Origin of the sequence: Pseudoruminococcus massiliensis, assembly GCF_900291955.1 — a bacterium.
GTDB classification, from domain to species: domain Bacteria; phylum Bacillota; class Clostridia; order Oscillospirales; family Acutalibacteraceae; genus Pseudoruminococcus; species Pseudoruminococcus massiliensis.
In genome coordinates this window covers 266,578-279,723 of the sequence record NZ_OLMR01000003.1, presented here as the reverse complement: position 1 = coordinate 279,723, position 13,146 = coordinate 266,578, and the positions used below count along the sequence as shown (strand labels likewise).

Annotated in this window: 11 protein-coding genes; 1 reads left to right on the top strand and 10 read right to left on the bottom strand. The window is 33.0% G+C overall.

The features are described 5' to 3' along the window. Window positions 1–178: 178 nt before the first annotated feature. Window positions 179–1,999, top strand: a complete 1,821-nt coding sequence (locus tag C9914_RS06625) for a glycosyltransferase family 2 protein (RefSeq protein ID WP_106764253.1) — start codon at window positions 179–181, stop codon at window positions 1,997–1,999. 54 nt (window positions 2,000–2,053) lie between these two features. Here the strand turns inward: C9914_RS06625 and C9914_RS06620 are convergent, their stop codons facing one another. From C9914_RS06620 to C9914_RS06575, 10 genes are all read right to left on the bottom strand, one after another. Then, window positions 2,054–3,751, bottom strand: coding sequence for a glycosyltransferase (locus C9914_RS06620; protein WP_106764251.1), 1,698 nt, complete (start codon window positions 3,749–3,751; stop codon window positions 2,054–2,056). Window positions 3,752–3,827: 76 nt separating this feature from the next. Beyond that, on the bottom strand, window positions 3,828–4,934 hold the full coding sequence (gene glf, locus C9914_RS06615) for a UDP-galactopyranose mutase (protein ID WP_181013442.1): 1,107 nt from the start codon (window positions 4,932–4,934) through the stop codon (window positions 3,828–3,830). A 5-nt stretch (window positions 4,935–4,939) separates the two neighbouring features. Further along, on the bottom strand, window positions 4,940–5,842 hold the full coding sequence (locus C9914_RS06610) for a DUF4422 domain-containing protein (protein WP_106764249.1): 903 nt from the start codon (window positions 5,840–5,842) through the stop codon (window positions 4,940–4,942). Between the two features lie 134 nt (window positions 5,843–5,976). Then, complete coding sequence (locus C9914_RS06605) at window positions 5,977–6,231, bottom strand: LPXTG cell wall anchor domain-containing protein (RefSeq protein ID WP_022264182.1); 255 nt, start codon at window positions 6,229–6,231, stop codon at window positions 5,977–5,979. Between the two features lie 145 nt (window positions 6,232–6,376). Beyond that, window positions 6,377–7,501, bottom strand: coding sequence for an EpsG family protein (locus C9914_RS06600; RefSeq protein WP_106764248.1), 1,125 nt, complete (start codon window positions 7,499–7,501; stop codon window positions 6,377–6,379). A 14-nt stretch (window positions 7,502–7,515) separates the two neighbouring features. Then, a complete protein-coding gene (locus tag C9914_RS06595; protein ID WP_106764246.1) occupies window positions 7,516–8,913 on the bottom strand; it encodes an undecaprenyl-phosphate glucose phosphotransferase in 1,398 nt (465 codons plus the stop codon). Window positions 8,914–8,952: 39 nt separating this feature from the next. After that, on the bottom strand, window positions 8,953–10,251 hold the full coding sequence (locus C9914_RS06590) for an Ig-like domain-containing protein (RefSeq protein ID WP_158707350.1): 1,299 nt from the start codon (window positions 10,249–10,251) through the stop codon (window positions 8,953–8,955). 13 nt (window positions 10,252–10,264) lie between these two features. Continuing rightward, on the bottom strand, window positions 10,265–11,395 hold the full coding sequence (locus C9914_RS06585) for a glycosyltransferase (protein ID WP_106764243.1): 1,131 nt from the start codon (window positions 11,393–11,395) through the stop codon (window positions 10,265–10,267). Further along, window positions 11,382–12,170 (bottom strand): ABC transporter ATP-binding protein, encoded by a 789-nt coding sequence (locus tag C9914_RS06580; RefSeq protein WP_106764241.1) that lies wholly within the window; start codon window positions 12,168–12,170, stop codon window positions 11,382–11,384. Before C9914_RS06580 ends, C9914_RS06585 begins: the two co-directional genes overlap by 14 nt. 15 nt (window positions 12,171–12,185) lie before the next feature. Then, window positions 12,186–12,968 carry an ABC transporter permease gene (locus C9914_RS06575; protein ID WP_022264176.1) on the bottom strand — a complete coding sequence of 261 codons (783 nt, stop codon included), beginning with the start codon at window positions 12,966–12,968 and terminating at the stop codon, window positions 12,186–12,188. Window positions 12,969–13,146: the final 178 nt, after the last annotated feature.

Here is a 13,146-nt window from a genome sequence, read left to right as displayed (position 1 = left end):
TTCCATATAAAAAGTGTGTGATTTGTAGTATTATACCGGTATTGTAAGAATGTTGTTGACAATTAGACTTTAAGGCGGTATGATTATATATGTATGAAAAAATGTAGTTTTGCTTTGTGAACTGCTTTAAAGCACTTTATAACTAAATAATTTTTATGTTTTAGGAGAGTTTAAATCTATGGGTCTTGTTACGCTAAAGCTTCAAAATTTAGTATTTCCTACTAACAAATATCTCAATGAGCATTGGTGGCTTCAATATCGTGGAGATAGATTGTTTTATAATGACGAATTGGGTGGCTATATGCTTCCTCAATATCGTTTTGTTGAATTTTTTACTTACTTTAATTCATTTTCTATTAAAAAATGGAAGCATTTTACCAATATAACTAATGTATCACTTCATCTTAAAATTAAAGGACACTTTTTTGTAAACACTTTCGGTCATTATATCAGAAACAATGTTATAGAAAAGGAAATTTCCGAAGATAAGCATTATAACTTCCCAGAACCAACAGAGCTTGTTATTAACTTTGAGCAAGAAAAAAGTTCGGTTATTTCTTTTCAGATTTCTTCACTTTCAGAGTGTGAAATCTATTCTGGCTACTATGCTACAGAGATTGATGAGGAGCAAGTGCGTAATGTAGATATAGCTATTGCTACAACTACATTTAAGAAAGAAGAATTTATTACTAAAAACGCAGAAATGCTTAAGAATGAAATTCTCTATTGTAATGATGAATGCTCAGACCATTTCTATGTTAATATAGTAGATAACGGCAGAACACTTAATCCTGATGATTTCAACGGCAGCAAGATGCATGTTTTCCCGAACCAAAATGTTGGTGGCTCGGGTGGATATGCAAGAGGTATGATTGAGGCTCTGCGTGGCAAGAAAAAGCCTACTCATGTTTTGCTTATGGATGATGATGTTATTATCGTTGCAGAAAGCTTAAAGCGTACATTCTATCTGCTTAGAGTTGTCAAAGACGAATATCAAGATAGATTCGTTAGTGGTGCTATGCTCTACTATGAAAAGATGAATGTTCAGCATGAAGATGTTGGTTATGTACATAAGGACGGTTCATATGGTCCTCAGAAGCCTTCATTCGAGCTTCAGAAATGGGATTCTGTTGTTAAAAACGAAGAAAACTATGATAAGTTTGATGACCATTATGCAGGCTGGTGGTACTGCTGTATTCCTACAACCTATATTGAAGCAAATAAGCTTCCATTACCACTCTTTATTCGTGGTGATGATGTTGAGTATAGCCTTAGGAATGATGCAAAGTTTATCACTTTGAATGGTATCTGCATTTGGCATATGGGCTTTGTTACAAAGTATAATGCTGCTATGGAGCTTTATCAGGTTCATAGAAACAGTCTTATTTTCCAAGCATTTAGTGGTGTATGCCAAGATATAGACTTCGTTAAGAGAATTACAGACTTCTATAAAGTTGAAATCCGCAGATTTAATTACAATAGCTGTGAGCTTTTGCTTGAGTCTATTGATGACTTTATGAAAGGCCCAGATTTCCTCTTTAAGCCTGAGGGCGAACGAATTATGAAAGAACATGGTGCAATGAACGAAAAGCTTGTACCAATAGAGGAAAATTATCCTGATATTGAGGTTAATCTTGATGACCTTTATAAGTTTGAGGAGCTTGGTTTCTGGCAAAAGGTATTCTATAAAATTACTGTAAACGGACATTTGTATCCAAAGTTTATGCTTACTGATGATGTTGGCGTAATCGCTTACGATTGGTTTAACTGCCCGAAAAAACAGTATAAGAGAAAGGTTCTCCTTGCTGTTAATCCATATGAAAATACTGGTGCTATGCGTGTGCTTTCAAGAAAGAAATATCTTGAACTTCGTAAGCACTATAAAAAGACTATAAGAAATTATAAGAGAAATCATAAGAAAGTTGAGGAAGAGTTCAGAAAGAAGAAAGATGAATATACATCTTATGAATTCTGGCTTAACTATCTTGGAATTAAATAATAAATCATAAATAAAATAGCTAATCTTCTGATAAAGGAGATTAGCTATTTTTGCTTATTTTGAGAAGTAATTTTGCCAGTATTGTTTTGAAGTTAGTTTTTCTTGATTGTGTATATAATCTGAACGAACCTTTTTATACTTTGTAAGAAATTTGAAAAACATACGAATAGTTTTTCCAACAACCCAGAAAAGCTTTCGTTTCTTGAGTTTTGTTACAAATGCAGTCGAACCATCTGTTTTAGTATGTGCAATGTATCTTGCACGAAAGGTCTTTCTGATTTCAATATCTGTCAAAGGAAGCTCTATGCAAATATTCTTTGATGGAAAAATATTTCCTCCGAAGCTTGGATAATATAGTGCAGAATTTACTATTTTAGGCTTTGAAATAATTTTCGCATTGCCGATAATGCTTTTATCATTTGCAGGTTTAGCAAGTGAGGAAAGATAAGTATTATATTCTGCAATATCTATGCTGAGAAGTTTTTCAGGACCTTCCATAAAATCGTCATATGCTTTAACCACTAATTCTGCAAGAAAATATCTTTGTAATAATGTAAGTCTTGCAGTTGATGCAAATAATTTGCGGATATTTGTAATTATGCCTGTATTTTTGTTGTGGAGAGCAGTATTTATAAGTTCATTTCTTTTTATGTAGTATTCAAAATGTCCAGCATACTTTCCCTCAAAGCCATCGTGCCAGACAGCAATGCCGTTCATAGTTATGATAGGTTTTTGACAGCGAATACCATACTCTACATCATCGCTTTTGATGAAATAGGGCATAGGATAGCCGAAATTTTCTCCAAATGAAGTTGGAAAGCAACAATACCACCAAGCTTGATAATCTGCTTTTTGGAGTTTTTCGTTTGCGATAACACTTTCTTTTTTACGCAAATCTACTTCGTGTCCGATAGGCGAAAGATAAAAGCCGTCCCATAAAGCGCCACATTCGTGCTGTAAATATGGAATTTCAGAATGGAGCATTGCACCGCCGATAAAGCTATCATAATATTCAGGCTTTAGAATTTTTAGTAGGGAATAGGTTTTGAGAATAACATTTGTATCGAGGCTTATGTCATCATCAAGAAAAATGATATGCGAACAGCCAAAATTAACACCCTCAAGCAAACCTCTTGCAAAGCCACCACTACCACCGCAGTTTGGATTATGTATAATTGTAATTGTGTTGTCAGAAAGTGTTTCAGGTAGTGTAGAACCATTATCCACAACAAAAACCTTTAGTGGGATAGAGTATTTCAAGCCAAAGTCACGCAGACGCTCCATATTTGAAATGATATACTTTTCACGCTTATATGTGCAGAATGACGCACCAAGCAGAATATCTCTTTGAGGGCTTACTTTTGTTTCATAAGAGCCACCAAAAATCTGACAATCACTTTTTGCTGATATTTCAGGATAGAAAATTTCTCCATCTTTGGCATCTATAATTGAAAAAGTTATTGCAAGGGCTTCAGGCTTGCTATTTTCTATAAGTCTTGAAGTAATAATGTTGCCATTTTCACGCTTTATAAAAATTTCGGCAAAGCCTTGAATTTTAATATTAAAGGTGATATTTTGAGCAAGAGTATATTTTCTATATTTGCCAGCGGAAAAGCTATTAAAGTAGCTGCACAAGCTACAAGAAGTACCACCTTTGATATTAAGAGAATTATTATAGCTTGTGCCAATACCATCGAAATAAAGCTTGCTTTCATCGACAAGTATAGGAAAAGATAGCTCAAATAGCAACATTTTGAAATACTCCTTTTATAAAATGATAGGGAATCCGGACGGATTCCCTATGGAAAATCTATTAGAAATCTATATCTTATTCACCAAATTCTTTAGCAATAGCCTCGAATACAGCAGCGATAACCTTATCCATATCGTAATACTTATAGTTACCAAGACGACCACCAAAAATAACATTTTCTTCCTTATCAGCAAGTTCTCTATATTTAGCGAAAAGTGAGTTATTCTTATCATCATTGATTGTGTAGTATGGCTCATCACCAAGCTTCCACTCGGAAGAATATTCACGAGAAATGACAGTCTTAGGCTGTTTGCCAAATTCAAAATGCTTATGCTCGATAATTCTTGTGTATGGAACTTCTCTGTCTGTGTAGTTTACCACAGCGTTACCCTGATAGTTATCTGTATCAAGAACTTCTGTTTCAAAGCGAACAGAACGATATTCGAGAACACCATAGCAATAGTTATAGAATTGGTCGATAGGTCCTGTAAAGAGCGTTTTCTTGATACTTGCTGCATTATTGCTATCCTTAATCCATTCAAAATAGTCTGTGTCAGTAAGAACATCAATGCCATCAAGCATTTTTTCGATAATCTTTGTATAACCACCAATAGGAATACCTTGATAGCGGTCATTGAAGTAGTTGTTATCGAATGTAAAGCGGAGTGGAAGACGCTTAATGATAAATGCAGGAAGGTCTTTGCAGTCACGCTCCCATTGCTTTTCTGTGTAGCCCTTGATAAGCTTTTGATAAACATCTTTACCTACAAGTGAGAGAGCCTGTTCTTCAAGGTTTTTAGGCTCTGTAATGTTGAGGTCGGCAATCTGGTCAGCAATAATTTTCTTAGCCTCAGCAGGTGTCTTAATACCCCAAAGCTTAGAGAATGTATTCATATTGAATGGGAGATTATAAAGTTCGTCCTTATAAATAGCAACAGGGGAGTTAATATAGTTATTGAATCCTGCGAATGTATTAATATAATCCCAAATCTTCTTGTCACTTGTATGAAAAATATGGGCACCATATTTATGAACATTGATACCCTCGATATTTTCGCAGTAGATATTACCGCCGATATGATTTCTCTTATCGATAACAAGGCACTTTTTTCCTCTCTTTTTCGCCTCATATGCGAACATCGCACCGTAAAGACCTGAACCAACAATTAGATAATCGTACATTTTAATCAACCTTTCACTATTTTTCTTAATATATTTCGTCTGAAAGACCCCGGAGGGAAAATCAAATTTCCAAGCTTATTACACGAGAAATTTTTGGTTGTGCCGCCAACTTTAGCAAAATGAATTCTTGGCAATTCGGCCCAGTTTATAGAGCCTTCTTTTTTGATATATGTCATAAATACGCCAAAAAGCCTTTCAGCCATCATGCCATCATCTCGTTCAATACGCTGTGGCATATTTGCGTCAACATATTCAAGAATATCAAAAAGCCAACTGCAATATTTATCAAAAATATCTCTATGCATAACATACATATTACAAAAATATAAGTATCTGCTCGACATATATTCATTAAACGCGGACAAAAACTCAGGATAGTTCAATTTCAATTTTTCTTCAATTAACTTAAATTCTGTTTTTCCATTTTTTTGTGTGCGGATTAGATGCTCATATGTAGTTTCGGGCATTTTTTCGGGAATAACTCCTATAATAGGATAAATTTTAAGAAGTGATATAATGTTCTCCTTATCATATCCATTTTTCTCAAGAAGTTCCTTTGTCGGAAAATCCTTAACTATATATGGTTTTGGCAATTTTCTTTTGGAATAGCTTTTATCGACTAAATTTTGTCGATTGAATGAAATATATCTTCTGCTATGAAAAAAGCCGAGATAATCTGCATTAGTGTTTTTCCAAGCATAATAATGAACTGTAAGCTCACAATAATAGGGATTTTTTTCAGAAATATTATCGCCTATATTATCTTTGAGAGTATCCGAATCAATAGTATTATTATTTAATGCTGCACCTGCATATATATTATAAAGAAACGGAAAGGTAGGTTTGTCATTAGTTGCAGAACAAGAAATATATATAGCAAGCTTACTACTCAAACTATCATCACCCATAGAAATATATTACTTCTATTATAATATATTTTAAGAGACTTGGCAATAGTTTTTATCTATAAATGACAAACAGCAGACCGAATAAATGGCCTGCTGTTTCGAAAACACAATTGAATTTTCGACTTAGGTAAGGATTATTTTGCAGTTTTCTTTGACTTTACAGCAACAATGATTGTTGTAAGAGCAACTACTGCTACTGCACCAGCAACGAGAAGAAGAGTTGTAGAAGCATCACCTGTTGTAGGGACTTTACCATTGCTTGTGATATTAGAAACATCACTTGGTTTAACAGAAGTACTATCACCAAGGGTTGCTGCTGAAACACTTGCTGCAATAGAGCTTACTGCTACACTTGCTGTTGCAAGAGCTGCAAGAATCTTCTTTTTCATCTTCGGGTTCCTCCTAACATCATTTATTATACTATTTACAGTACAATAGAATTATATCATCAAGTTACAATATTGTCAATAATGGGAAAACTAAAAAATTAGCAATAAAAGGTGATTATATTGTAGAGTTTTATAGTAATTATAATTAAAATATCCAAGATGTATATGGTACTACTCCGTGTGCATTTTCGAACATACCATAAGTAAACATAGCGTAAGATAGAACTAAAATCACTATTGTGAGTATGATAGATTGATCTTTGAATCTTTTAACATCTTCTATAGGTGTTTCATTTGGTAGCATAACATTATTTTTAACACGACCGAAGCCATATTTTTCAACAGATGAAATAAGCTCTGGAACAAGCAATACAATATAAATAAAGAAGTAATATGAGAAACGCTCCAAAATAGAATGTCGTGCCATTATTATCATAAAGAATGTTCCTGCGAAAACCATACTTATAACATAGCGATTATCTGGATTTAGTTTTAGTATTTTCTCTGCATTGAGCATGGTGAATAACAAAATAATAATTGGTACTACGGCATAAATCAGCGAAATGCCTTCTGTAATAAATTGGGTATTATTATATTCTTGATGGAAAATCTTTGTAATAAGGTTTAGTATTCCTGTTGATGAGAAGTAGAAGATTGTGAGGGCATAGCCGTAAAATATAACCTGCTTTCCCGTAGGACGCATTTTTGCGAGGAAGTAGAAAGGAATCATTACAAGTACAGTTGAGTGGAACAATGAAGCAAAAAGAATTACTAAAATGAACCAGAAGAATTTCTTTTTTCTTATGAATTGCCATGCAAATAATGTGATAGAAACTGCAAAAGCCTGACGAATGAAGTTCATCTGCATAAAGAAAAGGAAGAAGTTTATATACATAAATGTTCCAATCCAAACTTTTTCTGTATTGCGATAAATAAATATTGCAACAGGAATCAGAGTGAAGATTGCAATTACTGCAAAATATGATGTGTAGCTTGGAAGAATCATTCCTAAAATCTTTGTTATAAAAACGAAACCATATTCCCAGTCATAGTAGGTGAAATTCCAAAAATCCTGTGTTTGCAGGTCCATAAAGGCTTTAGCATACATAACATAGTCATAGCCAATGAGAAATCTAAAAATTGTCAGTAAATAAAGCTGCCCAAAAGACAAAAATAGAAATATCATATTTTTATTTTTAGATGGCTTATGAAAGCAGAATATCGCTGCCCAAACTAAGATAAGTAGGTTGTTTAAGTGGTAAATCAGCATATTGTTCCTCCAAGTTAAAATCCATTTTTTGAGAAAATACCTTTTGTTAAGGTCATAAATAGAATCTTTATATCAAACATAAATGTCCAATTTTCTATGTAATACATATCATACTTAATTCTTTCCTCAATAGAGGTATCTCCACCCCTAAGGTCATTTACCTGTGCCCAACCCGTCATGCCAGGCTTTACATAGTGTTTCAGCATATATTGAGGAATGGATTTTTGAAATTTGCTAACGAAAAACGGTGTTTCAGGTCTTGGACCTACAAGACTCATATTGCCAATAAGCACATTGAAAAGCTGTGGAAGCTCATCAATACTAAAGCGTCTTATGAATTTTCCGACTTTTGTACAGCGTTCATCATCTTTTTCTGTCATCTTATCTAAGACTTCAGAATTTTCTTTCATAGAACGAAATTTATACATAGTAAATCTTTTTCTATTATAGCCAATACGCTCTTGCTTAAAGATTATCTTACCTTTTGATGTGGCTTTTATAGCTATTGCTACACCAATCATAAGAGGAGAGCTTACTATAATACCTATAATTGAAATAACAATATCACCCAAACGCTTTATAAAGGCATTTAATTTATTATCGAGTGGAACATTTCTTAGGCTCATTACTGGCAAAGAACCAAATTTACTGACATATATTCTTGAAGAAAATGAGCCGAATATATTTGGAATAATTGATGTTTTAATTCCAAAGCGTTCACAGATATTATAAATCATAATAAGAATCTTTTCATTGCTGTCACTTGTCATAAGTACAGCTTCATCAATGGTATTTACCTCAAAATATCTTGCCAAAGCCTTGAAAGAACCAAGAAATGGCTTGTTTATAGTATTGACTGGCTTATCATTGAAATATCCTGCAATCTCATAGCCGAGGTCTGGATTTCGTTTGATATTTTCTATGAATTTTTCGGTACAAGCATTTATACCGATTATAACAATATATTTTTTGTTATATCCTTTACTTCTCAAATAACGCAATATCCGTCTTAGAAAAAACCTATATGCAATTATTATAAAAGTATCTGCCACAAAGAAAATTATCAAGAAAAGCTGAAGCTGATATATTGATTCTGTTATGAGCAGAGTTAGTTCAAGAATAAAGAAAGCAGTAATGTTTGCTTTAATTATGTTCATGGCTTCATATCTCAAGCGAGTTGTTCTGTATGAGCGATAAAGGTCATATAGGGCATAGAACATAAGATGAAGCAAAACTATTCCAAGTGAAAGTATAATTAAAATAAAGCTGTCACTCTTAATCTTTGTGCTGTCAAAGTCAATCTTATGAATACTGTCTGATATTAAGAAAGAAATAACGATACTGATAACAGCAGATAAAGCATCTACAAGAATATGTATAGCGTTAAATTTTCGCTGATTCTGTTTTATCATTATCTCACTTCCAATATCATGCTATTTTTCTTTGGAAAATTAATCGTACATATCTTCACGAAGCTTTTTTTGAATCATAAATTTCTTATAAGTTTTAAGGAAACAGAAAAATATAATTAAAATTACTAAAAAGATTAATGCAATATAAATCAGACTATATTCAGTAGACTCTGTTTCAAGTACATTTACTTTGCATACAGCCGTACTTTTTCCATCGAGAGTTTTATAGGTAATGTCAGCATAACCACTTTTTATGGCTACAAGCTCGCCTTTATCATTAATATCTACAACAGATTTATCTGAGCTTGTAACTTTGAGTTTGGTAATATCAGCATCACGAGGAGTAGTTATAATATTAAGCTCCTTGATGTCACCAATATTCATAGAAAGATATTCATTAGAAAGGCTTACAGTCTTTGGAGTGGTATTTTCTTCTGATTTGATTTCGCCCTGAACTGCAAGCATAGTTCCTTTATTGAGGATAGCAGTATATTTTATGTCTTTTCCACTTACTTTGATATTGTTGCTGTGAATAACCTTTCTATTGGAAGCATCATAATATGCAAAATTATAGGTGCCGTCCTTTATTCCTTTGAAAGTAAATTTGCCATAGGAATCTGTTTTAACTGTCGCATAATATATTTTTTTGTTTTTTGTATATGAGATTGCAATGGTTGTGTTTTTATATAGCTTATTAGAGGCATTGAGAAGTGTTCCACTAACCTTTCTGCCCGAAATATATTTTGTTCCTTCGCCTACATTAACCTTGCAAAAGCATGTGATTTTGCCGAAGGTTGCAGTTATTGTAGTAGAACCGTTTTCAATGGCTTTGATTGTTCCGTTTTCATCAACAGTGGCAATATCTTCATCAGAGCTTAAAAAGCTTGATGACTTTGAAAAAACATATTCATCTTTATTATAGTTATAAAAAATTGAAGACGAACTGCCTTTTCTTAGATAAAGCTCTGTTTCTGCAAGATTTATAACTTCGGTGTCCTTATTTTCTGTAACTTTGACTTTGCAGGTAGTGAAATTAAGACCATCACCACTTTTTATAACAATTTCAGTTAAGCCTTTTCCGGTAGCAATAATAAGACCGCCAGCAGAAACATTTGCAATGCTGGTATTTTTAGAATAGAAGGTTGCAGATTGGTCATCATCAGATGGAATAACCGTCCATTTTAGCTGATAAGAATTTCCTACTGCAAGGCTTATGTCATTTTTATCGAGAACAATACCTTGAGATGTAGCATTTGCAGGAAATTGAAATAAAGAAATTGTTATTAAAACAAAGAGCATAATACTCAATATTTTTATAGAGTGTACTTTGGTTTGCATGGAATAACCTCCATTAAACAGAATATGTTGGAATTGTTTCGGAAAGCTGAAGATAATAATGCAAAAGAACTTCTGTTGCCTCTGAAACTTCATATTTACTTTCGAGAAATACATTTTTCTTGATTTTATTATAAATTTCTGAATTTGAAAGCTCTGACATTTTTTCAGATAAGCCTATTTGGTCATTATCAGCAAAAAGCATACCGTTAAAGCCATCAATTATCAAGTCCTTATGTCCTTTTATCTTTGAAACAATAGCTGGAATACCACATTCAAGAGCTTCCATTATATTGAAAGGTAAACCTTCAATATGACTTGCTGAGATAATCGCCTGAGCTGAGCGGTATAATATATTTGTATCTGTGATATATCCTAAAAAGCGAACTTTATGAGAGATTTCATAATATTCGGCGAGAGCCTTACAATTTTCAAGAAGCTCACCATTGCCAGCGAATAATAATACTGAATCAGGCTTTGTTTTTAATAATTCTGAAAAAGCTCTTATAATAAGCTGTTGATTTTTTCTTTCGGAAAATTCAGCTACACAAAGGAAAACAAAATCATTTTCTTTTATTCCAAGAGATTTACGGAAAGAATTACACTCATCAGCACTTAAAACAGGAAATTTATTAGAATCTATTCCCATACCATTTATATACTGAATATTTTTACAGAGGGCATATTTTTTCGCAATCCCAAGGTCATCGTTATTCATAGTGAGCAATAAATCAATCTTTGAAGAAGTGCTTTTTTCTATACTACGATAAAGCTTTGCTTTTTTTGAATTATCATCATTAAAAAGGTAGCCGTGACATATGTATATATGATAAGGCTTCTTTTTGAGCTTTGGAATTGCAAGTCTTGTAATAACTCCTGCAAGAGTAGTATTTGAGATTATTACATCGTATGAATTTGATTTTATAATTTTAGAGAGTTGATTTATTGTTCCTATATTTCTTGGGGAATAAATTTTTTTTTGAAATATCAGGTTATAAGAGTGGTCAACCAAATTTTCTTTGATATAGTCCTCGGTTGCAGTATCAACTGTATGTCCATTTTGACGCAGGGCATTTATTGCAGGCATATGGAAATTTTCAATATGTGATGCCCTCGATGCAGTAAATAAAAATTTAAGCTTTTTCATTTTTTATTTCTTGAGCTTCTTTGGCTAAACGAGTTTGCTCTTCGATATATCTTTTGTATGCGATACATACATCACGAGCATTACCATTCTGAATAACCCTGCCTTTTTCAAGCCAAAGAGCTTTTTTACACATTTTTACAACAGAGTTGACATTATGTGAGACATATAGAACAGTTGTACCTTCTTTAAGGAGATTGGCAATTCTGGTTTCACATTTCTTTCTAAATCTTGCATCACCAACAGAGAGAACCTCATCGGCAATAACTATATCAGCGTGAACAGATGTGGCAATAGAAAAGCCAAGTCTTGCGAGCATACCAGAGGAAAAGTTTTTGATAGGAACATCAACAAATTCTTCAAGTTCTGCAAAGCTTATAATATCATCAAAACGCTTTCTCATAAATTCTGTTGAGTGACCGTGCATAGCTCCATTAAGATATACATTTTCTCTTGCGGAAAGTGTAGGTTCAAAACCACCACCAAGAGCAATAAGAGGTGCAATAGTACCTTTTGTGTATATGGTGCCATATGTAGGCTCCATAATTCCTGCAATAAGTCTTAGCAGAGTAGACTTTCCGGAACCATTAACACCGACAAGTCCCATAGACTCACCTCTTTTAAGCTCAAACGAAACATTCTCTAATGCCCAGAATTCGTCAAAGAAAAGATTGCCTTTAACCATATCTATGACATATTCTTTCAGGCTTGTTTGCTTATTTTTACTTAGGTTGAACATCATATAAACATTATCAACCTTGACTGAGGTTTCAGCCATTTTATTACCTCCAAATTACAAGTAGTTATAGAATTTACTTCTTTTTTCTTTAAAGACAAGTATGCCGAGAGCTAAGGTTAATATAGCGTAGCAGGTAGCGACAAGCAAGGTTTTCTCATTTGGAATGGTATTATAAATGAAAACCTCTCTTAAAATTCTTATATAAAGATATAGGGGATTGAAGTCCCATACAAAACGATATTCAACAGGGATAATTTCAATTGGATAGAATATTGGTGTAAGGAAATTCAGTGCATATGTGAGTATTCCATAGAGATGGCTTAAATCTCTGAAAAATACGCCATATGCAGCGAGAATAAGCGAACAGCCCATTGTAAAGATAAAAGCAAGTATAATAGGCAAAGGAAAAAGCAACATTGTAAAATGTAATGGCATACCTAAGACTAAAGCCAATATAAGCATAGGAACAGAAGAAAACAGAAGTGTTATAAAGGCAATAGTTACATTAGAAAGACAATACATATATTGTGGAACTTTAAATTTTCTGAAAACGCCTGCGTGATGATATACAGAAGAAAGTGATTGTTTTGTTGCTGTTACGAAGAAAGTCAGTATAAGATGACCTGAAATATTATAAATAGGATAGTATTCAATAGACCTTTTAAAAAGTGTAGAGAAGATAATTGTCATAATAGTTGCCAAAATCAAAGGATTAAGCAATGTCCAGAGAACACCAAGAAATGATTTATAGTATTTCATCTTGAAATCTCTCTTGACGAGTTCCTTTAAGAATGGCAGATATTCCATAAATTCATATAAAGCTTTATTTTTTGTCATTAGATTCTCTCCAATATAGTTTTTCGACTTAGCTAATCTAAATTATAACACTTTTTAGGGTTATATGTCTATACATATAAATTGACAAATTATTATTTTTAAATGATTTTGATGTAAAATTATATTTTTTGTACTAAGAATAAATTGTATATAAATTACATATTGTCTAAAAAGCAAC